Source organism: Actinomadura sp. 3N407, assembly GCF_052245875.1.
In the GTDB taxonomy this organism is placed as follows: domain Bacteria; phylum Actinomycetota; class Actinomycetes; order Streptosporangiales; family Streptosporangiaceae; genus Spirillospora.
This window is the reverse complement of record NZ_JBQQBP010000008.1, coordinates 343,774-367,091: the sequence shown is the minus strand read 5'-3', so window position 1 is coordinate 367,091 and position 23,318 is coordinate 343,774. Positions and strand designations below refer to the sequence as shown.

28 protein-coding genes and 2 pseudogenes are annotated in these 23,318 nt (G+C 68.3%); 11 read left to right on the top strand and 19 right to left on the bottom strand.

Annotated features, from left to right (window positions below; all coding sequences use genetic code 11):
• Positions 1-15: 15 nt before the first annotated feature.
• Positions 16-843, bottom strand: a complete 828-nt coding sequence (locus tag ACTWPP_RS22595; protein WP_443106316.1) for an NAD(P)H-binding protein — start codon at positions 841-843, stop codon at positions 16-18.
• A 13-nt stretch (positions 844-856) separates the two neighbouring features.
• Complete coding sequence (locus ACTWPP_RS22590; protein ID WP_443106315.1) at positions 857-1,522, bottom strand: SDR family oxidoreductase; 666 nt, start codon at positions 1,520-1,522, stop codon at positions 857-859.
• Between the two features lie 82 nt (positions 1,523-1,604).
• On the opposite strand from ACTWPP_RS22590, the gene ACTWPP_RS22585 reads away from it, so the two are divergent.
• Positions 1,605-2,522, top strand: coding sequence for a LysR family transcriptional regulator (locus tag ACTWPP_RS22585; RefSeq protein ID WP_443106314.1), 918 nt, complete (start codon positions 1,605-1,607; stop codon positions 2,520-2,522).
• Here ACTWPP_RS22585 and ACTWPP_RS22580 read toward each other — a convergent pair.
• The 8 genes from ACTWPP_RS22580 to ACTWPP_RS22545 form a co-directional block, all read right to left on the bottom strand.
• Positions 2,512-5,460, bottom strand: coding sequence for an AAA family ATPase (locus ACTWPP_RS22580; RefSeq protein ID WP_443106313.1), 2,949 nt, complete (start codon positions 5,458-5,460; stop codon positions 2,512-2,514). The two genes, ACTWPP_RS22585 and ACTWPP_RS22580, sit on opposite strands and share 11 nt — an antisense overlap.
• A gap of 58 nt (positions 5,461-5,518) precedes the next feature.
• On the bottom strand, positions 5,519-6,136 hold the full coding sequence (locus ACTWPP_RS22575; RefSeq protein ID WP_443106312.1) for an alpha-ketoglutarate-dependent dioxygenase AlkB: 618 nt from the start codon (positions 6,134-6,136) through the stop codon (positions 5,519-5,521).
• 41 nt (positions 6,137-6,177) lie between these two features.
• Positions 6,178-8,127: an ABC1 kinase family protein gene (locus tag ACTWPP_RS22570; protein WP_443106311.1), complete on the bottom strand. Its 1,950-nt coding sequence runs from the start codon at positions 8,125-8,127 to the stop codon at positions 6,178-6,180.
• Between the two features lie 184 nt (positions 8,128-8,311).
• Positions 8,312-9,220: a helix-turn-helix domain-containing protein gene (locus ACTWPP_RS22565; RefSeq protein WP_443106310.1), complete on the bottom strand. Its 909-nt coding sequence runs from the start codon at positions 9,218-9,220 to the stop codon at positions 8,312-8,314.
• A 157-nt stretch (positions 9,221-9,377) separates the two neighbouring features.
• The gene (locus ACTWPP_RS22560; RefSeq protein WP_443106309.1) at positions 9,378-10,415 is read right to left on the bottom strand and encodes an XRE family transcriptional regulator; all 1,038 of its coding nucleotides are present in this window, start codon (positions 10,413-10,415) and stop codon (positions 9,378-9,380) included.
• 16 nt (positions 10,416-10,431) lie between these two features.
• Positions 10,432-11,082 (bottom strand): hypothetical protein, encoded by a 651-nt coding sequence (locus ACTWPP_RS22555; protein WP_443106308.1) that lies wholly within the window; start codon positions 11,080-11,082, stop codon positions 10,432-10,434.
• A gap of 28 nt (positions 11,083-11,110) precedes the next feature.
• A complete protein-coding gene (locus tag ACTWPP_RS22550; RefSeq protein ID WP_443106307.1) occupies positions 11,111-11,809 on the bottom strand; it encodes a glutamate ABC transporter substrate-binding protein in 699 nt (232 codons plus the stop codon).
• Between the two features lie 186 nt (positions 11,810-11,995).
• Positions 11,996-12,427, bottom strand: a complete 432-nt coding sequence (locus ACTWPP_RS22545; protein WP_443106306.1) for an SRPBCC family protein — start codon at positions 12,425-12,427, stop codon at positions 11,996-11,998.
• Positions 12,428-12,505: 78 nt separating this feature from the next.
• Between ACTWPP_RS22545 and ACTWPP_RS22540 the strand changes: the two genes are divergently transcribed.
• Together ACTWPP_RS22540 and ACTWPP_RS22535 are read left to right on the top strand one after the other, a co-directional pair.
• The gene (locus ACTWPP_RS22540; RefSeq protein WP_443106305.1) at positions 12,506-12,676 is read left to right on the top strand and encodes a sigma factor; all 171 of its coding nucleotides are present in this window, start codon (positions 12,506-12,508) and stop codon (positions 12,674-12,676) included.
• A 23-nt stretch (positions 12,677-12,699) separates the two neighbouring features.
• The gene (locus tag ACTWPP_RS22535) at positions 12,700-13,107 is read left to right on the top strand and encodes a hypothetical protein (RefSeq protein WP_443106304.1); all 408 of its coding nucleotides are present in this window, start codon (positions 12,700-12,702) and stop codon (positions 13,105-13,107) included.
• Between the two features lie 70 nt (positions 13,108-13,177).
• Here ACTWPP_RS22535 and ACTWPP_RS22530 read toward each other — a convergent pair whose 3' ends face one another.
• From ACTWPP_RS22530 to ACTWPP_RS22520, 3 genes are all read right to left on the bottom strand, one after another.
• Positions 13,178-13,420: a hypothetical protein gene (locus ACTWPP_RS22530; RefSeq protein ID WP_443106303.1), complete on the bottom strand. Its 243-nt coding sequence runs from the start codon at positions 13,418-13,420 to the stop codon at positions 13,178-13,180.
• A gap of 387 nt (positions 13,421-13,807) precedes the next feature.
• Positions 13,808-14,158: a DUF1801 domain-containing protein gene (locus ACTWPP_RS22525; protein ID WP_443106302.1), complete on the bottom strand. Its 351-nt coding sequence runs from the start codon at positions 14,156-14,158 to the stop codon at positions 13,808-13,810.
• A gap of 209 nt (positions 14,159-14,367) precedes the next feature.
• Positions 14,368-14,892, bottom strand: a complete 525-nt coding sequence (locus ACTWPP_RS22520) for a hypothetical protein (RefSeq protein WP_443106301.1) — start codon at positions 14,890-14,892, stop codon at positions 14,368-14,370.
• Between the two features lie 159 nt (positions 14,893-15,051).
• On the opposite strand from ACTWPP_RS22520, the gene ACTWPP_RS22515 reads away from it, so the two are divergent.
• The gene (locus ACTWPP_RS22515) at positions 15,052-15,645 is read left to right on the top strand and encodes a hypothetical protein (RefSeq protein ID WP_443106300.1); all 594 of its coding nucleotides are present in this window, start codon (positions 15,052-15,054) and stop codon (positions 15,643-15,645) included.
• A 252-nt stretch (positions 15,646-15,897) separates the two neighbouring features.
• On the opposite strand, the gene ACTWPP_RS22510 is transcribed toward ACTWPP_RS22515, so the two are convergent.
• Both ACTWPP_RS22510 and ACTWPP_RS22505 read right to left on the bottom strand, forming a co-directional pair.
• Positions 15,898-16,077 (bottom strand): DUF397 domain-containing protein, encoded by a 180-nt coding sequence (locus ACTWPP_RS22510; protein ID WP_443106299.1) that lies wholly within the window; start codon positions 16,075-16,077, stop codon positions 15,898-15,900.
• Positions 16,074-16,883, bottom strand: a complete 810-nt coding sequence (locus ACTWPP_RS22505; RefSeq protein ID WP_443106298.1) for a helix-turn-helix domain-containing protein — start codon at positions 16,881-16,883, stop codon at positions 16,074-16,076. Before ACTWPP_RS22505 ends, ACTWPP_RS22510 begins: the two co-directional genes overlap by 4 nt.
• A gap of 119 nt (positions 16,884-17,002) precedes the next feature.
• Here ACTWPP_RS22505 and ACTWPP_RS22500 point away from each other — a divergent pair, with 119 nt between their 5' ends.
• Both ACTWPP_RS22500 and ACTWPP_RS22495 read left to right on the top strand, forming a co-directional pair.
• Positions 17,003-17,773, top strand: a complete 771-nt coding sequence (locus tag ACTWPP_RS22500; protein WP_443106341.1) for an ATP-binding protein — start codon at positions 17,003-17,005, stop codon at positions 17,771-17,773.
• 159 nt (positions 17,774-17,932) lie between these two features.
• Positions 17,933-18,184: pseudogene (locus tag ACTWPP_RS22495) on the top strand (IS630 family transposase); the annotation flags it as partial.
• A gap of 258 nt (positions 18,185-18,442) precedes the next feature.
• Here the strand turns inward: ACTWPP_RS22495 and ACTWPP_RS22490 are convergent.
• Complete coding sequence (locus ACTWPP_RS22490; RefSeq protein WP_443106340.1) at positions 18,443-18,766, bottom strand: HNH endonuclease; 324 nt, start codon at positions 18,764-18,766, stop codon at positions 18,443-18,445.
• 21 nt (positions 18,767-18,787) lie between these two features.
• Here ACTWPP_RS22490 and ACTWPP_RS22485 point away from each other — a divergent pair, with 21 nt between their 5' ends.
• Positions 18,788-19,144 carry a hypothetical protein gene (locus ACTWPP_RS22485; RefSeq protein ID WP_443106344.1) on the top strand — a complete coding sequence of 119 codons (357 nt, stop codon included), beginning with the start codon at positions 18,788-18,790 and terminating at the stop codon, positions 19,142-19,144.
• 488 nt (positions 19,145-19,632) lie between these two features.
• On the opposite strand, the gene ACTWPP_RS22480 is transcribed toward ACTWPP_RS22485, so the two are convergent.
• From ACTWPP_RS22480 to ACTWPP_RS22470, 3 genes and pseudogenes are all read right to left on the bottom strand, one after another.
• On the bottom strand, positions 19,633-19,923 hold the full coding sequence (locus tag ACTWPP_RS22480; protein ID WP_443106297.1) for a hypothetical protein: 291 nt from the start codon (positions 19,921-19,923) through the stop codon (positions 19,633-19,635).
• Positions 19,920-20,879 carry a hypothetical protein gene (locus ACTWPP_RS22475; protein WP_443106343.1) on the bottom strand — a complete coding sequence of 320 codons (960 nt, stop codon included), beginning with the start codon at positions 20,877-20,879 and terminating at the stop codon, positions 19,920-19,922. Before ACTWPP_RS22475 ends, ACTWPP_RS22480 begins: the two co-directional genes overlap by 4 nt.
• Before the next feature lie 6 nt (positions 20,880-20,885).
• A pseudogene (locus ACTWPP_RS22470) lies at positions 20,886-21,047 on the bottom strand (helix-turn-helix domain-containing protein); the annotation flags it as partial.
• A gap of 160 nt (positions 21,048-21,207) precedes the next feature.
• On the opposite strand from ACTWPP_RS22470, the gene ACTWPP_RS22465 reads away from it, so the two are divergent.
• From ACTWPP_RS22465 to ACTWPP_RS22450, 4 genes are all read left to right on the top strand, one after another.
• Positions 21,208-21,453 carry a hypothetical protein gene (locus ACTWPP_RS22465; protein ID WP_443106296.1) on the top strand — a complete coding sequence of 82 codons (246 nt, stop codon included), beginning with the start codon at positions 21,208-21,210 and terminating at the stop codon, positions 21,451-21,453.
• Positions 21,450-21,656, top strand: coding sequence for a hypothetical protein (locus ACTWPP_RS22460; RefSeq protein ID WP_443106295.1), 207 nt, complete (start codon positions 21,450-21,452; stop codon positions 21,654-21,656). Before ACTWPP_RS22465 ends, ACTWPP_RS22460 begins: the two co-directional genes overlap by 4 nt.
• Before the next feature lie 528 nt (positions 21,657-22,184).
• Positions 22,185-22,406, top strand: a complete 222-nt coding sequence (locus tag ACTWPP_RS22455; protein ID WP_443106294.1) for a hypothetical protein — start codon at positions 22,185-22,187, stop codon at positions 22,404-22,406.
• Positions 22,407-22,741: 335 nt separating this feature from the next.
• Positions 22,742-23,308: a hypothetical protein gene (locus ACTWPP_RS22450; protein ID WP_443106293.1), complete on the top strand. Its 567-nt coding sequence runs from the start codon at positions 22,742-22,744 to the stop codon at positions 23,306-23,308.
• Positions 23,309-23,318: the final 10 nt, after the last annotated feature.

Sequence of the window (23,318 nt, the reverse complement as noted above, 5' to 3'; positions counted from 1 at the left end):
CGAGGGGGGCGGGTGTCAGGTGAAGGCGGTGGCGTGGGTTTCGGCCCATCGGCGGAAGGTCCGGGGCGGGGTGCCGGTGACGTCCTGCACTGTGGGACGGACGATCGATTCGTCCAGGGAGCCGTTCACGTAGAAGTCGAAGAAGGCGTCGACGTATTCGGCGGGCATCTGCCCGGTCATCTCGGTGCGGGCCTCGTCGTCGGGCTGGGCTTCGAAGCGGAGGTCGCGGTCGAGGACGTCGGCGAGGACGGCGACCTGCTCGGCGGGCAGGAGGGGTTCGGGGCCGGTCGGGTAGTAGGTGCGGCCTTCGTGGCCGCCGTCCAGGAGGGCGGTGGCGGCGACGGCGGCGACGTCGTGCGGGTCGACGGCGGCGGTGCGGAGGTTCGCGAACGGCAGCCGGAGGGTGTCGCCCGCGCGGAGCTTGGGGAGCCAGCGCAGTGTGTTCGACATGAAGGCGCTCGGGCGCAGGATCGTCCAGGGCAGGCCGGATTCGTGGAGCGCGCGTTCGGTGGCGGCCATGTAGCGGGTGACGGCGTTGGTCATGTCGCCGCTGCCCGCGGAGGCGCCCGAGAGCTGGACGACGTGCTGGACGCCGGCGCGCCTGGCTTCGGCGTAGACGCCCGGCATGTCGGCGTAGCCGGGGAGGAGGAAGGCGCCGGTGACGCCGTCGAGGGCGGGTGCCAGGGACGCGGGGTCGTCGAGGTCGCCCACGACGTGTTCGACGCCGGGCACCGGGGCGGCGGGCGGCGTGCGGACGAGGGCGCGCACGGGTTCGCCGGACGAGACCAGGATGCTGACGAGTTCGGAGCCGATGTTTCCGGTGGAGCCGCTCACCAAGATCATTGAAAGGGTCCTTTCACCAGGGGAGTGCGCGGCCGTCGCGGAAGAACCCGCCGGTCGGGCCGTCGTCGGGGAGGGTCGCGGCCCACACGATGCCCGCCGCGCCGTCGGCGGCGGGGCGTCCGCCGGGGCCGCCCATGTCGGTGGCGACCCAGCCGGGGCAGACGGCGTTGACGAGGACGCCGTCGGCGTGGAGTTCGGCGGCGAGCATTCGGGTCAGTGCGTTGAGGGCGACCTTGGACGCGGTGTAGGCGGGGGTTCCGCCGCCCATGTTGGTCAGGGAGGCGGCTTCGCTGGAGACGTTCACGATCCGTCCGTGGGGGCTGCGGCGCAGCTGCGGGAGCAGCGCCTGCGTCAGCCGCCATGGCCCGTACAGGTTGGTCTCGGCGGCCTCCCGGACGACCGAGAGGTCGGCGGTCGTCGCGCGCTGCCACGTATCGTAGGTGATCGCGGCGTTGTTGACCAGGACGTCCAGGTGCCCGATCTCGGCGGCGGCGCGGTCGATGTCGGCGGGGGACGTGACGTCCAGGCGGAGCGGTGTCGCCCCGGCGTCCTTGGCGGCGCGTTCTGCGGCGTCGGGTGAGCGGGCGCCGAGCAGCACGTCGTGGCCGCCTGCGGCGAGCTGCCTGCACACTTCGAGGCCGATGCCCCGGTTCCCGCCGGTGACCAGTGCGATCGTCATGAGGTTCCTCCCTCGCCGACCAAGGAAAGGATCAGCGGGGGAACGGGTGCGCGTCCAATGGCGATCGTGATAACCATCGGTTATGGACGCACATCTGCGGGATCTGCGCTACTTCGCGGCGGTCGCCGAGGAGCTGTCGTTCACGCGGGCGGCGGAGCGGCTGTTCGTGTCGCAGCCGGCGCTCAGCAAGCAGATCAAGCAGCTTGAGGAGCAGCTGCGGGTGCGGCTCCTCGACCGTGACCGGCGGACCGTGTCGCTGACCGCGGCGGGACGGGCGCTGCTTCCGGCGGCGTGCGAGATGCTCGGCGCGTGGGACGAGGCGCAGCGGGCGGTGAGCGACGCCGCGGCGAGGGAGGCGTCCGTCCTGACGGTCGGCATGTCCACCAGCGTGGGGCGCGGTCTCCTCGCGGACGTGCGGGAGCGGTTCACCGAGCGGCGCCCCACGTGGACCATCCGGTTCCGGCAGGTCAACTGGGAGGACCCCACGGCGGGCCTGGCCGACGGTGACGTCGATGTGGCGTTCGTGTGGCTGCCGATCCCGCGCCAGGAGACGTTCAACGTCCAGGTCGTCGCCGAGGAACCGCGCTGGGTCGCCTTCAGGGACGACCACCCGCTCGCCGGACGCGACACCGTGGCCTTTGAGGAGCTGCTGGACGAACCGTTCGTCGCGTTGCCGGACGACGCAGGCCCGTTGCGCGACTTCTGGCTCGCCACCGATGAACGTGGGGGACGTCCCGTGCGGGTGGGCGCGACGGTGTCGAACGCCGATGAGACGTTCGCGGCGATCGAGGAGGGCAGCGGCGTCGTGCTCATGGCGTCCGGGAACGCCGCCATCTACCGGCGTCCGGGCATCGTGACGGTTCCGGTGACGGGCCTGTCGCCGAGCCGTCTCGCTCTGGCGTGGCGGGCCGGCGACCACCGCAGCGCGATCCGTGACCTGCTCTGCACGCTTCTCCCGGACGGCGGCGCGGCCTGCGAGAGCGAGACGGCTAAGGAGTGACGTCCTCGGGGAGCAGTGTGGTGAGCTGCTCCGTCGTGAGTTCCGCGCCGTCGTTCGCGAGCTGCTCGGTGCGGCGCGCGTGCGCGGTGACGGCCGACCGGAACAGCTTGTCCACCTCGCGGCCGTTGCCCTCCTCGTACCGGTCGCGGGCGGCTTCGAGGTGCGCGGTGAGGGCCTCCCGGGTCGGCTCCGGGACGAGATAGTCCGCCGCTTCCGCCTTGCCCTGGAAGATCGCCACGAGGCCGTCCACGTCGTAGGGACGGAACGTCAGCGTCCGGGCGAACCGCGAGGCCAGGCCCGGGTTCGCGGACAGGAACCCCGCCATCTCGGACGTGTACCCGGCCGCGATCACGATGACCTCGTCGCGGTGGTCCTCCATGAGCTTGACGAGGGTGTCGATGGCCTCCTGCCCGAAGTCGTGACCGCTCCCGGCGGGCCGCGACAGCGCGTACGCCTCGTCGATGAACAGCACCCCGCCGCGCGCGCGCTCGAACACCTCCGCCGTCTTCTGCGCCGTGTGGCCCACGTACTGCCCGACGAGATCCATCCGCGCGGCCTCGACGACCTGGCCCTGTGCGAGGACGCCGAGGGCCGCGAGCAGCTCCCCGTACAGCCGCGCCACGGTCGTCTTGCCCGTCCCCGGCGGCCCGGCGAAGATCAGATGCCCGGTGAACGGCTCGGCCTCCAGCCCGGCGTCCCGGCGGCGGCGCGACGACGCCAGCAGGTCGAGCAGGTCGCTGATCTCCCGCTTGACCTCCGCGAGCCCCGTCATCGCGGTGAGCCGGCCGAGGACGCCCGCGACCTGGTCGGAGTCGCGGGCCTTCCCGAACCGCGCGGCGAGGCCCGTCTCGACGTCGAGGTCCTCGGCCAGCAGCAGGCTCAGTTCCTCCCCGGACGGCAGTTCCTCCAGGTCGGCGAACCGCTGCGCCTGCCGCTCCACCGCCGCCTCGAACACGCGCCGAGCCGCCCGCCCGTTGCCGAAGCTCGCGTCCCGCTTGACGGACGCGAAATGTTCGAGGATCGCGTCCCGCGTTCCGTCCGCGAGCCGGTAGCCGTCCTTCTCCGCCTGCGTCTCGGTGATCCGCAGCAGTTCGGCGGGGCTGTAGTTCTCGAACTCCACCGTCCGGGAGATCCGCGACTTCAGGCCCGGGTTGGCGGCGAGGAACTCGCGCATCTCCGCCGAATACCCGGCCGCGATGACGACGACCTCGTCGCGGTGGTCCTCCATGAGCTTGACGAGCGTGTCGATGGCCTCCTGCCCGAAGTCGGTGCCGGTGGTCTTGCGGGCGAGCGTGTACGCCTCGTCGATGAACAGCACGCCGCCCTTGGCCCGCTCGAACGCACCGGACGTCTTCAGCGCCGTCCCGCCGACGTTCTCCGACACCAGCTCGGACCGGCTCACCTCGACGACCTGGCCGCCGTCGACCACGCCGAGCGCCGCGAGGATCCGTCCGTACAGGCGGGCGACGGTCGTCTTGCCCGTCCCCGGCGGCCCCGCGAACACCATGTGCCGGCCGATCGCCGGTCCGGGCGGCAGCCCCGCGAGACGACGCTGCTCGGCGACCTTCTGCAGGTTCGTCAGCTTCCTGATCTCGCGTTTCACCCCGGCGAGGCCGACCATCGCGTCCAGTTCGGCGAGCAGGACGTCCGCCGTCGCGCCGCCCGACTGCTCCGGCGTCGCCCGCGCCTCGGCGGCGCCCGCGTCCACGACCGTCACCGGCTCCTTCACCTGCGCGGTCTCACCGGACTCCGTCTCGAAGTCGAGGACGTCGGGCGCGGCGTTCCGCTCGCTTGTGACGCCTTCCATGTGGACGCGCGCGGAAACGTCCGCGAACACGCCCGCCCGCCCGTTCTCCACGACCGTGCAGCCGCGCAGGGACAGTTCCGCACGAGGGTCCGCGCTCACCCCGAACAGCGCGCTGCCGGTGACGGTCGTGGCTTCGACCGTCCCGGAGCCGCCCTCGGCGACGGCGATGCCGATCTCCTTCGCACCGTCGACCCGCCCGCGCACGAACGTGGCCCGCCCCTTGTCGCCGACGACGACGCCGTGCTTGCCCGGGCCGAGGACCTCGCAGTCCTCGAAGACTCCGGCCCCTTCCTCCACGGCGACGCCGCTGCGGCGCGGCGACTCCATCCGGATGCGCCGACCGGTCAGCGTCCCGCCGGCGGTCACCCACACCGCCTCCATCGCCGCGTCCGTGATCAGGCAGTCCTCGGCGACGGCGGTCGCGTTGTCCCGGACGACCAGCGAGCACCGCTCCGACCCGTGCAGCGCCGAGTTGCGGATCGCCGCGTCCGCCCGGTCGTCCACCAGCACCGCGGCGGCCCCGGCACCCGTGATCGTGCACTGCTCGATCAGCGGCTTGGAACCCTCCGTCACCCAGATGCCGCTGCCGCCCGCCCCCTCGATCCGGCACGACCGGACCGTCACGGCACTGCCCTTGCGCAACGCCACCGCGTTGGCGTCCGTCCCCGTCACATCGGTGGACTCCATGATCCCGGACGCGGCGGAGTAGACGACCGCGCCGTCCTGGACCCGGCAGCCGTTGAGCGCGAGGCGGGCGCCGCCCCAGCCCCGCACCGCCACCGTCTCCGCACGGCTCACGAACTCGCACTGCTCCGCCAGCACGCTGCCCTCGGAGACGTCCAGCGCGGCGCCCTCCGCGCTCCAGTTCCGGACGATGAGTCCCTGCAGCGTCACGTTGCCGGTGAGTTCGATCGTCGCGTCCGTCGCGCCGTCCAGCGTGACCGAACCCGGCCCGCCGACGGCCGTCAGCACGAAGTCGCCAGAGCTGCGGAACCCGGTGTTCGGGTAGTGCCCCGGCTCTACCAGGATGTGCCGCCCGGAAGGTCCGTACGGCGGAGCCGGTGCCTGCAGCGCGTCCAGGACCGTCCGATAGGCCCCCGGGGAGGTCTGTGACACGACCAGACGAAGCAAACGGGCCTCCTCATGAAATCACCGTTATGGTGCCATGAGGAGGCCCGCTCCGGCGGGGTCAGCGGACTCCCCGCGGCCTGAACTGGACGCTGATCCGCGGCCCGGCCACGCGGGTGCTCTTCGGGATCGCGTGCTCCCACGTGCGCTGGCAGCTTCCGCCCATCACGATGAGGTCGCCGTGCCCGAGTTCGTGGCGGATCGTCCGGCCGCCGCCGCGTGGACGCAGCAGCAGGTTCCGCGGCGTCCCGACCGACAGGATCGCGACCATCGTGTCCTGCTTGGCGCCGCGCCCGAACCTGTCGCCGTGCCACGCCACGCTGTCGCGGCCGTCCCGGTACAGGCAGAGCCCGGCGGTGCGGAACGGCTCCCCCAGTTCGGCGGCGTAGTGGGCGTCGAGCGCCGCCTTCGCCTCGTCCAGGACGGGATCGGGCAGCGGCTCGCCCTCGTCGTAGAACGCCAGCAGACGCGGCACGTCCACGACCTTGTCGTACATGTGGCGCCTCTCGGCACGCCACGGGACGGACGTGTGCAGCCGCTCGAACAGCGCGTCCGCCCCCGGGATCCAGCCGGGCAGGACGTCCACCCAGGCGCCGTGGGCGAGCCGCGTCCGCCGCGCCGCACTCAGCGGACGCGGACCCCGCTCGTCCGTGTCGTCCAGAAGCGACCCTTGGAACATGCCTCCACTGTAACGCGCTGGTCAAACATGTGTTCGATCATTCAGCGGCGGAAGATCACCGCCAGGACGCGCAGGGACAGGACGCTGCAGACCACCAGCCCGCAGTACCCGAAGAACTGGTACAGCGTCACCGACGGGGTCATGACCGGGCCGCCCTTCAGGCCGAGCAGCAGGACGGCCATCACCCCGGCCGTCGAGGCGAGGATCGTGAGCAGCACCTGCTGGAGCAGCCCGGTGACCGTCCGCCGGTCGCCCTCGTCCGCGAACAGCCGGACGTTGATCGACAGGCGACCGGCCTCGGCGGCGGCGGTGATGCGGTCCAGGCGGCGGGGCAGGCGGCGCAGCATCGGCAGCAGCCCCATCAGCTCGTCGGTCGCGGCCTCCTGGAGCGACGCGGGACGGAGCCGCTCCCGCAGGTACGTCTCGCCGAACTCCTGGGCCTCGTTGACGATGCCGAAGCCGGGCGCCAGTTCGCTGAGGCCGCCCTCCAGCGTCGCCAGCGCCCGGAACACCGCCGCGATCTCCGCCGGGACCGCCAGGTCGTACCGCGCGACCAGCCGGAACAGGTCGGTGAACATCGCCATGTCCGGTGTGGAACCCGCCCCGAGATGCCGCGTCATGAAGGCGCCGAGAGCGCGGGCGAGGCCCTGCTCGTCCAGCTCGTCCGGACGGGCGACGACTTCGAGGAAGGCGTCCGTCACCGCGACCGCGTCACCGCGGTTCATGGCGAGGAGCATGCGCTGGAGGCAGCCGCGCAGTTCGGTGTCCAGCCGCCCGACCGAACCGAAGTCGATCAGCCCGAGGCGGCCGTCGTCGAGCAGCATGATGTTGCCGGGATGCGGGTCCGCGTGGAACACGCCGTCCAGGACGATCTGGCGCAGCACCGTGTCGAGGAGGGTGTGGGCCAGCTTCGTCCGGTCCATCCCCTGACCGTCGATGCGCGGGCCGGCCTTGCCGAGCGCGACGCCGTCGAGGCGCTGCATCACCAGGACCCGCCCGGTGCACAGGTCGCCGTACGGGTGCGGGATGACGACGTCCGACCCGCGCGCCGCCGCGACCGACGCCATGTTGCGCGCCTCGACCCGGAAGTCCAGCTCCTCGCGCAGCGCCGCCGCGAACCCGTCGGCGAGATCGACGACGCCGAACGCCTTCGCCCAGTCGGCACGGCCCTGCAGCGTCCGTGCCAGGCGCCCGACGATGTCGAGGTCACGTTCCACCACCGACCGGATACCCGGCCGCTGGATCTTCACCACGACGTCCTCGCCGGAGCGCAGCGTGGCCGTGTGCACCTGCGCCACCGACGCGGCGGCGAGCGGGGTGCGGTCGAAGGCGGCGAAGACGTCCTCGGGCAGCGCGCCCAGTTCCTCCTGGACGACCCTCTCGATCTCCGGCCACGGGACGGGGGCGGCGCGGTCCTGCAGCCGCCCGAGTTCCGACACGAACTCCGGCGGCAGGACGTCCCGCCGCGTCGACATCACCTGACCGAGCTTCACGAACGCGACGCCCGCCTGTTCGAGGGCCCGCGTCAGCTCACGCGCCAGCCTCTCCCGCTGCTCCGGTGAAGGCGGACGGGTACGTCCCCGCAGGTAGGGGCCGAGGCCGTGGCGCAGGAAGATGAACGTGATCCGCCAGTAGCGCCGCGTGCGCGCCACCCGCGACCGGACGCCGCCGAACCAGGAGAGCGGCGACGGGACCGAACCGGTCGGGACGAACGCCTCCCACAGCACGAGCAAGGTCATCGAGACGAGGAGGGCGCACGCGAATCCGAGGCAGACGAACCAGAGCATCGGCGTCACCTCCCGGCGCTCGCCCAGGTCGCCGATCAGCGAGGTGATGATCGGATTCGCCGCGCCCTGCCCGACGGCGCCCGCCGTGATCGTCCGGAACAGGGAGAACCGGACATTGAGGAGCCTCCGCGCCCCGTACGCCATGACCCATGTGTTGATCGCCGTCCCGACCACGAACGCGACGACCGTCGCCGAAGTATCCAATGCCGCCACCACCTGCTGAATCGCTGACCGTCGCAGGCGAGGCTAACGAGCGGCCCGCGGGCCCGGACTCCCGCCCCAGGGGGAGCCCCTCACCCCGGCGAGGGATCGGATCCGCCTCGGGGCCGGGGCGGGGGCGCGTGGCCGGGGCGGGGGCGCGTGGCAGGGCGGGGCGCGTGGCTCGGCGTCAGGAGTCCTTCAGGAGGTCCTTGAGGAATGTGGTGGTGCTGGCGGGAGGGGAGGCGCGGATCGCGAGCAGGTCCATGATCTTCTGGTAGCGGTCGGCCTCGTGCCCCTCGGGGTAGCGGGCGCCGGTCAGCTGTTCGAGGTAGACCACGTCATCGAGGTCGTGCTCCGCGAAGCGGACGATCGTGATCGGGCCGCCGAGCGCCACATGACCGCCCGCGGAGAACGGCAGGACCTGCACCCGCACGTTGGGCATGGACTCCGACACCGTGATCAGGTGCTCGATCTGGGCGCGCATCGTCTCCGGCCCCCCGATCGGCCGGCGCAGCGCCGCCTCGTCGATGATCGCCCACAGCCTCACCGGGGCGACCGGCCGGTGGAGGATCGACTGCCTGGTCATCCGCAGGGTGAGGCGCCGGTCGAGTCCCTCGTACGCCGCGTCGTGGTACTCCAGGCCGATGACGGCCCGCGCGTATTCGGGGGTCTGCAGCAGGCCGGGGATGTACTGCACCTCGTAACCGCGGATCGTCGTCGCCGACTGCTCCAGGCCGAGGTACTGCTCGAACCAGTTCGGCACCAGGTCGCCGTAGCTCTGCCACCATCCGGGCTTCTTCGCCTCCCGCACGAGCTCGATGAGGCTTGCGCGCTCGTCGGAGTCGTGGACGTCGTACAGGTCGAGGAGGTCGAGGACGTCCCTTACCTTGAATCCGTGCCGGCCGAGTTCGAGCCGGCTCATCTTGGAGGCGGACCCGCGAATCGCCTCTCCCGCCTCCGCCCGCCCGATTCCTTTGTCCTCACGCATCCGCCGCAGCCGCGCGCCGATCTGCATGCGCAGGGCGGTCGGACTCGGCCCGGCCTGCCGATGGTCCAGCACAAGATCTCCAGCGTCTCCGTACGTCACGGCAACCATCGGAGGGTCTCACAGGCAATGGCGGGCGCGCAGGAAACCTTCGGACAGAGATATGTAACTGCAGGCCGCCTGTACAAATCGCGGCATCGTGTTAAATGACCTTTACGGACCGTTCCAATATGTGGCGTCGCCGTTAGTCCGGCGCCGGGCGGCGGCGTTATCGCCGCGACACCAGCAGATCGAGATCGGCCCTGGTCACCCGCGCCCGCTCGGCGACCCCGTCCCGGTCGGTCCCGGCCTGCCCCACGATCTCGATCGCCCGCGCCAGCATCGTCGGCTGCTCAAGGGGCCTCGCCGGCCCCGGCTCGTGCCGCCGCCACCCCCGCGAACTCATCGTGCTCATCGCGTTGCGGTACGCGGTCTCCGTCATGATCCCGAGTGTGCGTGCCCGGTAGAGCAATGCCGCGATGCTGACGCCCCACACCGCTTTCAGATCGGCCAGCCGCTCCCAGTCGGCCTTCGCCGGCAATTCGGCGGCGATGTCCGCCTCCGGCATCAGGAATTCCGCCGCGAACCTGTGCGCCTGATCCTCGACGACCTTCTCCCCGGGCTCGGCATCGGCGTGCATCACCAAATGTCCCAGCTCATGGGCCGCATCGAACCGGTTGCGCCAATAATCGCCCTTGGCGGGATTGAAGAAGACCATCGGCCTCGGATGAATCCCCACACTGAACGCGTCGACCCGCTCCGCCGCCTCCGGCAGCACGAGGACGATCACCCCGTGCGCCTCCAGCAGCCGGACGACATGCGCCACCGGTCCGGGCTGCTCTACCAGCGACTTCCTCGTCAGCCGCGCCGCCTCGACGGGACCGCTCCCGGCGATCTCGTCCGGCGAGACCGGATACTCGGGCAGGTCCACCATCGGGAGGTCGACGAGGCCCTCGAGGACGGCGACGACATCGGTGGCGATGCGGCCGTACGCCAGCGCCTGGTCCCGTTCGATCTGACTCGTCGACCTCAACGACCGGAAGTGGGCACCGTCCATGGAAACCGGGCTCCGCCCAGCCTGAAAGAACGCGACCGGCACCCCGAGCGCGATGGCCAGGCGCCTCATCGTCGGCTCCTCGGGCCGCTGCACACCCGCCTCGTACTGCCCGATCGCCTTCGGCGTCGTCCCCACGGCCTGCGCGAGCTGGTTCTTACGCATCCCTCGGAGCCGCCGGGCAAGCGTCAGCCGCTCGCAGTCGAACAGCACCCTGCGCCACCCTTTGCTAGGCCGTCTTCGTCTCCCCGCGAAGCCGCATCGGGACGTCGGCTTCCTTCTCGTCCCACAGCGGCATGGTCCGCTCGACGAGCTTACGACGTGGATCGGGCCCGATGGTGTCGTCCAGCTGCTTCACCCAGTGCCAGGCGGTCCCGCCGTCCGCGTTCCACCTGGGACGCCCCAGGAAGAGCTCAAGCTCCAGCGGTTCTTCGCTGGCACTATGCGCGAGGACCAGCGTGACGACCCCGGGCGTGTCGTGCGCTTCGAGCCCGAGCGGCAGGGTCAGCTGCGGATCCTCGATATAGCCCTGACGGGCTACGGCCTGCTTGGTGGGACTGTCCCTGTCCCAGCGGATCCCCCCGACGTTGCCGAACTCGTGCCGCTTGAGGAGGACGCGATACGGCCCGTACCGCCACCCGGGTGAGCCGTTCAGATCGTCCCGGACGACCTGCTTCGCCAGGTCGCCCTTGCCGAACACGCGGTCGAGGTGGGTCTCCAACAACTCGAACGCGCCGACCCCGTACGTCCGCTCCTTGAAACCCGCCGCCCGGCTCAAACCCCCGAACAGGGCCAGCGTCGCCTCACGGTGGGCCTCCCGCACCCCATGCAGGAAGCCCGCCGCCAAGAGCTCGTCCCACGCAACCCGGTCCTCAGCCACCCTCCGACGATAACCGCGGGCACCGACACTATGAGCAGCCCTCGAACTGCGGCACTTCCCCGACCAGCTTGAGCCCGCTCGGCCCGAACCATTTACGCAGCAGCTCGCCGGCCGTCCCGTCCTGGTACATCGTCGTCACGGCCCGGTTCACCGCCTCGCACCCGTCGATGTCGCCCTTCCGCATCCCGACCCCGTAACGCTCGTCGGTGAAGGGCGAGTTGAGAATCTCCAGATCCGGCGCCGAGAACCCGGCCAGCACCAGATCCCCCGTCGAAACCGCATCGACCTCTCCACTGCGCAGCTTCGCCACACAATCGCTATAGGACGATCCCGGGACGAGCTTCGCCGGAATGCTCAACCCGACCACCACGCGCTCGGTGGAAACCGACCCGCTCGCCTGGCACATCCGCTGCCCGCCCAGGTCACGCACACCCCGAATCCGGGTCTCCCCGCGCCGCACCATGACGTCCTGGTGTGCCACGTAGTAGGGGCCGCCGAAGGTGACGAGCTTGGCGCGGTCCGGGGTGATCGAGTACGACGCCAGCACGAGATCGACGGCGTGATCGTTCAGCTTCTGCTCCCGGTTGTCCGACCTGACCTCGCGAAATGTGACCCGGGAAGCCCCGAGATACCGGGCGATGTACGTCCCCACATCGACTTCGAACCCCGTGAAGACCCCCTTCTCCCGGAACCCGAGCCTCGGCTGATCCGCTTTGACCCCGACCACGATGACGTCATCGTCGGCAATGGACGCCTCCGCGGCCGCACACCCCGATAGACCAATAGCGAGGACCAGAACCCCCAGAATGCACCGCACAAGGCATGACTAGCGCTCGAAACCAACCAGCAGATGAACACAGGACGATGCCAAAACCAAACAGCCGCAACCATCGCCCGACCCACAACGAATGGTCTACACGCTCCCCTCAAGCAGTTCCTTCAGTCGCTGGTGGCTGGCCGGGGCACCCTTCGCAGCCATACGCCGGACCATCGGCGCCAGGGCCGCGGCCACCCCACGTCCGTCGAAGTCCAGGCCGAACGTGACCCGGCAGCGACCGTCTCCGAGCGGCTCGACGGAGACGGTCGCGTTCGGACGGATCGCCCCGTCCACGCCCCGCGCGGCCCAGCTACGCGGCGGCGCGTTCTCCGTGATCTCCTGCGTCATGCTTCTCTCAGCGCCGCCGATCTTCCGGACGGTGGTGAATCGCGAACCCACGTCGCTTCCCTCAACGCGCACATCCGCCACGTCCTTCTGCCACTCGGGGAACCTCGCCGGATCGGTCGCGTAGGCGAACACCTCCTCCGCCGGCCGGTCGATATCGATGCTGTTCACCATGGCCGCCATGTCCCCTCCCGATGCCGTCACATCCGCACTGAGCGGTTCGTCATAGATACGACGGACCGCGAGGGGAGACTGTGACCGGTGGACGACGAGCGGCTCGTGGAACGGTTCGAGGCCGACCGCCCGCGCCTCCTGACGGTCGCGTACCGAATGCTCGGCTCACCGACCGAGGCACACGACGCCGTCCAGGACGCGTGGCTGCGCCTCACCAGGACCGACGTCGACCGCATCGAGAACTGCGCGGGTGGCTGACCACCACCGTCGCCCACATCTGCATGGACATGCTGCGGACCCGAACGTCCCGCCGGGAAGAACCGCTAGAGCAGCACCTACCCGAGCCCCTCGTCACGGAGGACGGCGCCGACCCAGAGCAGCAGGCTCTACTCGCCGACGCAGTGGGCCTCGCCATGCTCATCGTCCTGGACACGCTCACTCCGGCCGAGCGGCTCGCGGAACAGGCGTTGGCGTTCTCGTCCCGGACGGAGTACGCGCGCCCGGCCCTCGTCAACGGCGCCGCAGGCCTGGTCGTAGCGGCCAACGGCCGGCCGATCGCCGTGATGGCCTTCACAGTCGCGGACGAAAGGATCGCCGAACTCGACATCTACGCCGACCCGCAACGCCTGAATCAGCTCGACCCAGCGATCTTCAACGGCACCGCGAAAGACCCATCCCGCAAGCCTTGAACGTTGCCCACGCCGAGCTGCGTGCCTCACCAGCCACCATCGGCCCTCAGACCGAGCCCGAAGGCTCAGCTCACTTACGAGCCCGAGCCGTCCGCTGCTGGCTGCTCTTGACGGGCGCGGCCTTCCCCTCCGCCACGAACCGCTCGTGCTGCTGCCACCCCTGAAGCCACTTCCATCCAGCTCCAAGCGCAGCCGTGGCGGCCGCCACCATGAACGTCGTCACCTGAGTCTCGTCCAAGTCAGCCCCGGGGACGAGCTGCGCCACGACCCCGGCCAGCCACCCGGCCGCCACTGCGAACACGGGCGTGAACAAGGCAACCCCACGCCCCAACCATGACGCCTCACCCTCCGTCCCCTGATCAGGGACACCCTCGCTCGGAACACTGTCACCCGCGCCATCCACCACGAACATCACCCACTCCAAGATGGGGACGACGAGCGCTTAGACCGTCCCGTCGCCTCAACGACATCAGCCACCCAAGAGTGATGCGCCAACCCCCTGCCCGCCGCAGGACGGCCAACACCGGTCACGCCATACCCGCCGCATGGGCCGCGTTCGCCCAGAGGTTGATCACGAAGCGCAGGATCAGGAACTGCGCCGGCCGATGGCGACGAGAACGTCCACCAGCCTCGCCCCGTGACTTCTAGTGCCCGACCCCAGGCCCAGTTAGCGACCCCAGCCCCGGGCGACCGGGGGGCTTCAGGCGCGGAGGCTCACCAACTGGCGGATGACGTCTTCCAGCGCCGCCCGGCCGGCCGTGACTTCACTCATGTCGGCGAAGTAGGTCATGCGCCTGCCGGGCATATCGCCCTCCAGAAGCGCGCTGTTGATGTTCACGACCTCGGGGTCGTGGAAGACGAGGTGGACGCGGTCGGTGGCGCGGAGGTTGAAGGTCACGAGGTAGCCGCCGTCGAAGCTGAAGGTCGGCGCGTTCCACTTGATCTGCTCGGTGATGCCCGGGTTCACGCCCTTGATGATGTCGCGGGTCTCCTGCACCTCGGCCTTGAGCGGATGGTCCAGCTCGGCCATGAAGTCATCGACTGCGGTCATGAGCTGATCGTAAGGCGCAGTGCTCACACACAACGCCGCTGGAGACGAGCCGAGACGGGCGCTTGGAACGTCCCCGCCGCCTCACGACATCAGCCACCCAAGAGCGATGCGCCACCCCAGCCCGCCGCAGCACGGCCAACACAGGTCACGCCATACCGCCGCAGGGGCCGCGTTCCGACCTCCTGAGGATTGATCACCGAAGCACGGGATCAAGATCTCGTACTCGCTGGCTCGTCCACGTTCCAGGCGCCGGGCAGCGGTGCTTCGCAGACGGCACAGACATAGTGATCATCTTTGACGATGTTGCGTTGGCGGCATCGGAGACAGCGGCGGAAAACGATCGGGTGGGTGAAGCCGCCGGGATGGTGAATGCCTGCGCCGTCAAGCGCGGCCTCCACGGCAGCCCAGGACGTGAAGTCAGGACAATAGCCCGTGGATTGGTTACTGATCTCCAAGACCAGCCAGCGGCCGTCCTCTTGAGAGAAGGTGATCTCGCCGGCGCTCAGCACAGGGTCACCTCCCGCACAGGCGACATGTTCGCTGCGCTGCGGGGCGACGCGGAGAGTCCCGTTCACGTCGATGACGAACGTGAACGGGTCCTCCCGCTCGGACTGGCCCTGCTCGTTCAGCCAAGCGGCGAGATCATCAAGTGAGGTGATCCGTCGCCCGCCAATGTCGGACCGGACGTGGTCGCGGATCTCAGCAGGCCCGACATAGTCGTATCGGCGGTTCATATGGAGAGCCTGCCCCAAGTTCGCTGACGAGAGCTACGAACCTGACTTTCGGATCTGCTCCACCTCGGCGCCGTCTCGGCTTCACGCCCCGAGACCGCACTCCGCCCGCAGTCTCCGCACCATAGACTTCGCCCGAAACAGAAGCGAGCCGGAGAACCGTTGATTTTGGATCACCAGCAGCGCCTGCGCGAGCGTTACCTCGCAGCACCCGTCATGCCCGCTCCGGCGCCTTGGCAGCCCGTCCTGACCAACCGAACACCTATCGGTGGTCTGCTGGGCATCGGATTCGCACCTCACCCTGCCGACGGCCGTGACCTGGCGATGGTCGTCTCTACCAACGGCCACGGTCTCTTCGACACCCAGACCGGCCAGAAGATCGCCCGCGATCACGATCCCGACCTGGACACCAGCACTCCCGACGCATCTCCCGACCTCACCTGTCCCGGGCTCGGCCCCCTCACGGGAACGCAGGTGCGCATCGCGGGACTGTTCGGCGGAGGTCTCCACACCGCCACACCTGACGGTTGGGCGCTCGACGTCGTCGCCCCAGACTGGCCCGACCACCGCGTTTTGCTCTCCGCAGACGGTGGCGTCAACAACGGTCCACCCGGCGGCCAGTGGTGGCATATCTTCCACGCCAACTACTCCGAGTTGCGCACCGCCGGATTCTCACCTTCTGGCCGCACACTCGCCGTCGCCACCAGCAGCGACCTCACGCTCTGGACCAGGCCCCCACTCAACCAACCAACCTGACCGCCAACGCCGAATTCCCAACGATCTCGACGCGCCAGCATCGCTGTGAGTCCCATCCCACGCCCCAGCACTCCGCTGGACCCGTGAGTTCCCCGCCCCTCCGCGCCACCGCCCGCGTCGTCACGACCGTCGGCCACCCCACGGCTGCGGCATCCGTGCTGTCGCCTTGATCAGGCCTTTGTGGAGCGACTTGTAGGGGCCAAGACCTGAGCCGAAGGCTCGTCCTCTGGGCGCCAGTCCAGGTCGTCAGGGCTAGCCCTTGAGACGCTGGACGAGAGTTGCGAACGCTTCAGGCGTGAGGGTGAGGTGCCCGTGCCCTTGGCGCTTGCTGTCACGGACTCCGATGCCCTGTCCAAGTCGCGCCACCTCGACGCACTCGCCTGACGTTCCCTGGGTTGACCGACTGCTCTTGCGCCATGTGGGGGGATTCATGTGAAGCTCTCCATCAGTTGCTCGATCAGGCGTCGTGAAGATTCTACGGGCAGTGCCACTGCACCGATGCGATCGAACCTCAGCTTCAGGCCGCGAACCTCAGCCGCCTCGAGTACCAGTCGGCCCCCGTTAGGTGCTTCTACAAAGCCGACCTCTCCTTGCTTGACAGTGATGATCTTGAACGGTCCGTCTAGTCCCTCATGTGCGCCCGCGCTCTTTGGGACGATGCGCAGGAACACGTTGGAGCGTCTGGACAGCTCGAGTAGATAGGCGAGCTGCCCTCTCATTACATCTGCGCCGCCGACCGGTATATCGATCGCGCTCTCAGAGAGCAGCACCCAAAGTTCGGGCGGGTTGTTGCCATCGAGAACCTTCTGTCGCGCCATTCGCTTCTTAAGATCATCCTCAATATCCTGGTTTCGTCCAGACTCGAGAAGCGCACGGGCATATCCGGGAGTCTGGAAGAGTGCCGGTATGAGTTGGCCGTCGTAGCTGTGAATCCTCTCTGCGCGCGCTTCGAACTCAGTGAAGTTCTTGAACCAGGTCGGGTCGTGCCCTTGGCGGGCGTACCAGACCAAGATCGAGAAGTGGCCGCCGGTCTGCCAGGCCTCGTCCACTATGGCGGCCTGCTTCTCGTCCAGCTTGGCCTCGCCGTTCTCCAGTCTGGAAATTGAGGAACGAGCACAGTTGAGCAGCTTCCCCACGGCGTCTCCCGTGAGCCCGCGCTGCATGCGGTGGAACCGCAGCGAGTAGGCGATCCATGCCCACATCGAAGATCGCGGGTCCGGCGACTCGTTGATGTTCACGTCCCACCCTCTCTGGCAGCGAAGTTCCAGAAGTTCTCGGGAACAAGAAAAGGCTAGGTCAAGGCGCCCAGTCTGTGACGTGAAGAAAGGAACTTGTGACCTACAAGGAGGGTCTCAAAATGGCGCAGATAGTGCAGTCCGGACATATGGCAATCGGTCATGCCACCGATATAGCACTGGGAGGTATGTGCGCGTGGCGCCTCCCGACCGACGCAAGTTGCGCTTCGATCGCCCGTTCCCTCCTCAGCATCGCCATGACGACCCTCGGCCTGGACCGTGACACAGCCGACGACGCGATCCTGGCCGCCAGCGAGCTGGCCACCAACGCCCTCCACCACGGCCTCAACGCCGGCCCCGAAACCCCGACCGCCCCACCCGAACTATGGGTGTGGGCCCGAGCCATCCCAACACCGCAACTGGTGCTAACGGTCTTCGACGCCTGCCGCTCGTCCTGGCCGGACACCACACCTCGGGAGCTACTGGGCGACCACGGCAGGGGCATCGGAATCGTCGGCAAGCTCGCCGAAGCATGGGGCGCGCACCCAACACGCTCGATATGCACCCGCGGCATACCAGGAAAAGCCGTCTGGTGCGCCTTCGCTCTCCCCGGCCCATGGCCCAACGCCCGCACGACAGCGCCACCCATGCTCGCGGCCCGCCACCTGGCCACAATGCTCACCGCACGCGGAATCGCAAACGTCACCCACCGCCACGGCCGAGGCGTCTCCCTCGTCACCATTCCCCTCACCCGCAACGAGGAGACGAACATCTGGATCGAGCCAGGCCACCTCAGCTACACCACCCCCACCAGCACCCGCCACCGCCGCCCCATGGTCGACCTACACGACGTAACCGAAACCCTCATCCACCACTACGAAGAGAGCCGGTGAAGCAATCGGTAACGTCCTGCCGCGGAGGTGCTCCCCGGTGCCCGGGCGTGCGTTCGTAGCGGTGGTGCAGACGGCGGGAGTCGTCCAGCCATGACACCTGTCGTTCGACCCCATGAGCTCCGATGAGCAGGTCGAACGGGTCGTCACCGGATGTCGCAGTCGGCGGTCTCGCGGATCTGGCGAGCGTTCGGCCTCAAGCCGCACACCGTGCAGACCTGGAAACTGTCGACCGCCCCGCAGTTCGTCGACAAGGTCCGCGACGTGGTCGGCCTGTACCTGGACCTGCCCGAGAACGCCCTGGTGCTCGCGGTGGACGAGAAGAGCCAGATGCAGGCGATCGACCGCACCGCCCCCATCCTGCCGATCACCCCGGCCGGGATGACCCACGACTATGTCCTGCACGGCACCACGCAAGCCATTCGTATGGACCAAACCTGCCGACGAGAACCTCGAAACCCTCGCTACATAATGCCAACGAATTAACGACTCACGACACTAACTGCCTGACGACCCCAAGGCCCTTGAATGCCTCCGCGAAAGATTGCGTGATCTGCTGCTAGGACCCGGCAGATCTTCCGTGGCTTGCGCGATACCTACGACAATGTTTGGGTAGCCGGGTCTTTATGTCGAGCGGGGAGTTACAGATCTCCGCGATGAGGACGATCAGTCCTATCCTGCAGCACGAAATCTCTCGTACCGCTGCTCGATGGCCTCCAGATTGGGCCGATCGATTCGTCTTCTGGGTAGGGATAGTGGTGCGTCGTTCATCTCCTGGAGGCCATACTTTAGCATGGGTCCATCGACTTCTCGTAGGATATCGGTGCGCACCCGTATTTTCAGGTCAGGACTTATTCCAAGAATATTTTCATCGTAAGCGGCATGGTGAATCTTGCAGAGTGCGAGGCCGTTTGATACGGCGGGAACGCCGCGTTCATCACTGTCAGGAATGATGTGTGCAGCGTCAAGCAGAGAGATGTGTCGTAGACGACACATTGCGCAACTACTGTCGTACGCGTGAATTACACGTTGACGGAATACGGGCTGGTGAAGGCGCTGCTTGCTAATTCGCTCGGAGTACCTACGTTCTACTGGGCTGACAGATGTTGTGTTTCGAGCGAGCGCTACCTGAGAGCGATCAAGGCCGACTGCTACCTGAGATTGCTGGGGCTCATCCGCAATTATCCACACTGGATAGAATGGCAAGTAGATGCCCTGCTGAACGCCGAAGAACCAGATCAAGGGAACTCCGAGAGCGTGGGCTTGTCGCAGACCTCTATTAGTGTAATACTGTGGGTCGTTGCCCTGGTATTTGTATCTAAGAAACCCATCCGTGCCGAGAACATCCTCGTACGGAGCGCGCTGACCTTCTGAGGTGTAAGTGGTCAAGATCGATAGAGCAGCGGTCAGATCCTTTGGTTTCCGGATGCCGAGTTGATAGTCAACCAGCGGAAAATTGCTGCCTTCGAACTCAAAATCGAGAAGTTCTTGACGGTGGACGACCGGGTTATCAGGAGAAGTTCGACCGTCGAGCCACTCCATAGCGGCCCTTCGAAGGCGTCCGTCAAAGTCCTCGCTTAGTTGCATACTCACACGAAGCTTTCTACTACCTCGTCGCCGGACCCGCCAGGCCATGATCTCGAGTCTGGGGGCCACAGTTGGTCACGAGGCGGGTCTATCCTCATATGAACCCGCCTACCTGGTGGTACGCACGAAAGTCATGCGAGTTGAGGTCGGTGAGTTGGGAGGACGGCGCCTTCGTCCGGGTGGCCCAGAGGACTGCGTCGTGGAAATCCAAATCTGGGCCGGGCGTTCGCATGACAACAAGTCTCGTCACCACAGGTGGCGAAGGGGTGCCGCCCCTACGCGGTGGGGCCTGACTCCCGGTGCCGTCCGCAGGCGTCGCGGGCATGGTGCCGAGGTGTCACGTTCCCGGACGCGAGGATCTCGGCCAGCGCGCGAGCGAACCTTTCCAGTGCCTCGACCCGCCCCATGGGAACGGCCGAGTCGCCTACACCGTCGTCGCGGCGGCACAGCCACGTCTGCCCACTATCGTCGGTCAGCACGATGACCTTCGTGCCGGCGAGGTGGAACGTGGCGTCCTTGTGGCCGCCCGCGTTCAGCACGTCCTCCATGCTCGATTCGATGCTCACCTGGTGACCTCCCACAACTTCCCGCGCGCCTGCCCAATCTCCCGCACCATCCCCCACCGTCGCGTGCCGGCCAGTATGTGTCGGACGTGAATGTCCATCCGGCGGGACGTCAGCAGTGGCGCGACGCGCGCGAGCGCGTCCATCCCACTGGTCATGCCCCCCACGTCACCGGCCTCGATAGCCGTCTTCGTCAGCCGCGCCTGGTAGAGGCCAACCAGCAGCGGGGACTGCGCCTCCACCGACGCGACCGCCGACTGCAGGTCGGCTGTCCCCTTCGCGTGCTGGCCGAGGTCTGAGAGCGCGATGCCGGAGTTGGCCATGACCTCGGCGCCGTCGACCGGGCTCAGCCGCACGGCGAGGGCCTGGGCTTCATCAAGGGCGCGGCGGACCGGGCGTTCCTGTCCGGGCAGGACGGCCAGGGATCGGCCGAGGCGCACGAGAAGAGCCGCTCGGGTGGCATCGTCCAGGTCGTCCAGCACCAGGCCACGGCGAACGTACTCGGCGGCACGTGACCGCGGGCTGCCGTAGGTGCAAATGAGGGACAGGGTCGCGTACGCGTGCGCTTGCGCTCGGGCGTCCTGCGCTCGGGCGGCGAGGGTGAGGGCGAGGCCCGCGACGCGTTCGGCGCGGTCGAGGTCGCGAGTGTCGTGCAGAACGAGCGCGGCCTGGCGGGCGAGCCTGGACCCGGCGGCCTGCAGCCCGGTGTCGGCGCCGAGCACGGCGGGTGCGATGTGGTGGACGTGGCGGAGCGCCTCCCGCACCAGCGGCGCACCGCCGATCTGTTCCTCAGTGTGGGTGAGCCGGTCGGCGAGCAGCCGCACATACGAGGCATCGCGGTACGGGTTGCTGCTGGTCGCCGACGGGATCAGTGCGACGCTGGCCGCCGACGCCAAGAACTGGCGCCGCTTCACGGGGTCGTCCTCCTCGGACGGGACGAGTTCGAACTCCCAGCCCACGGTACGCAGCAGCCGTGCCGACCTGGCAAGCCCAGGGTCACGTTTACCGGCTAGGACCATCGACACCCATGGCTGCGAGACGCCGAGCCTGCGTGCAAGTGCGGCCCCTGACCATCCGTGACGCCGCATGACGGCGGCGAACGCATCTCCCAGGCTGCTGATGCCCATGCCCCGGAACGTATAACGGACCGTTAAGCGCTGACTACTGATGTCGGTGAGCTGCTGCTTTTCTGCTGGTGAAGTTCCTAGTCACCCACAGACACAGGCGGCCCCGGCCGGTGCGCGAACACCGGGTGTTCCGGGGCCTGACCGGAAACGGAGTCCGGCCATGAGCAACGTATCCGAACCGGCGTCGCCGAGTGACGCCGAGATCGCCGCGCTCCTGGAGTTGCTGCGGGCCGACTACGACGGTTGGCACTTCCAGTACAGCGCTGAGGTGGTGAGCCTGCCGTGGGAGGCCATGCGCGGCCCGATGAGGTTCCCGCCCGGCGGTGGCGTCGCGTGGATGCGTGCGGTGTCAATGGAACGGTTGCGGACCCTGCTGGATGCGCTGGCAGAGATCGAGTCGCCGTGATCGGCGACACGGTGGTCGACTTGCCGCCGATCATCGACCCACCGCCGCCGATCCCCCGCGGCGTCACGCACTGGCACGGCGACGCCACCGGGTCGTGGTGGGCGATCGTCCCCGGCCGCGCCGGGCCGCGCTTGGTGGAGGCGGCCAGCCGGGATGCACTGGCCGTCACTGTCGATTGGCACCTGCGGACGGCCGCCCTATGAGCCGAGGCGGCGCCGCCGTGGACTGACCGCCCCCGATGTCCCGGTGGTGTCGCCCCATCTGAAACCGCGGCCCCGGATCATCTGGCGCGCGTCCGGGACCGCGGTACCACCGCATGATGCGCGCCTCTGGAGGTGTTCAGATGACCAGCACCACCGACCGGGCGACCCAGGCTGTCAAGGATCCGCGCGACCTTGTGCCGCCCGAGGTGTTCGCCCTCCTTGTCGAGACGTCCGCCGCTACCACCACGTCACTCGTTGCTACGCCGAGCGGATGTTTCGGCCAGGTGCTCGTCTTCCTCAAGGCGCAGGCGAACGTCGTCCGGGCCCGGGCAGAGGGACGGCCGTGGGTGCGGATCGTCCCCACCCTCCCCGTTGCCCCGGCGTGGCACGCGTTCATGCTCCGCTCCCAGGCCTACACCACGTTCTGCGACGTGCACGCTGGCCGGTACATCCACCATGTGCCTTCCAGGACCACCATCCCGGCTCTGCGGGCGACCGGATACCGCGTCGACCTGGAGTTCTGGCGCGGTGAGCGCAGCCGTGCTGCCCGCCGGAGTGCGCCACGCCGGAGACCGCCCGATGGCAGGGCATCAGGTCGCCCCGGACACCACCAAACGGCCGGATGTCGAGCCGACGCACTATCACTGCTACCGGTGGTCCGGCGGTGGGCAGGAGTGGGAGCGCCTCGGGCGCACCGACTCACTGGACCTCAACTCACCCGAGCGGCCACCGGACCGCACGTCGGCGTGAAGGTGTGCATGGCCGTCGTCGGGGCGGCCGACCGCTGCCACTGAGCACGGCGGGAACGCCCCCCGCACTCCTTGGAGGAGGACGAGGGGCGTTCGCGTCGGCCGGGCTTCCCCACCCGCCGACGACGGCCAGCCTACGGGAGGGATTTCTTGTGGTTTAAGACGGCGTGATGGCCATGGGATCTATGTTCATCGCCTTGGTGAGTTCGCCTGCGGACGTGGCCTCGTGGGCGGGTGTGTCAGGGTGGGGTTGTGGTTGGTTTGGGTGGGCGGGCTCGGTTTCTCGGTTTTGCGGTTTTGCCTGCTTGTCTTGTGGCTCTGGGTGGGTGTGGGGCCGTGGTCGGGTGGCGGCTGGGGCTGTTCAACTCGGATGGGCGGTTCGAGGACGTCGACGCCTGCGAGATCATGCCCGATGCGGCGACGCTGGCGCCGTTGGTGGCCAATGGTGCGCGGGAGCCGGGAGACTCCAGGCCCGAAGGGTTCCTCGGGCTTGCCGACGATGCCGCGGCGTCAGAGTGCAAGTGGAGCAGCGTCCCGGCGGGAGTGGACCGTCCTTTCCGGACGGTGCGGATTCATGCCGCGACCAAGCAGGCGACCACGCGTCAGACCGGCCCGGAGCGCGCTGCGGAGGCGTTGGAGAGGTGGCATGGCAACCGTGTCCAGCGTGGCTCGACGATCACGTCGCTCCGTATAGGCGAGGAGGGCTACCGGACGACCGACAAGGCGACCTACGTCGTCGTTGTGGCCCGCATCGAGGTCTTCGACATCCATGCCAAGTTCCGGATTTCGAACGTGGTCGTGGACGTGTCAGCGCGAACCCATGAGCGGCCGGGTGAGAAGGAGAACGCGCAGGTGGTGGGCCTGGCGAAGCGTGTTGCCGCCCGCCTCGACTCTCGGGATTGACGTCTGGGGT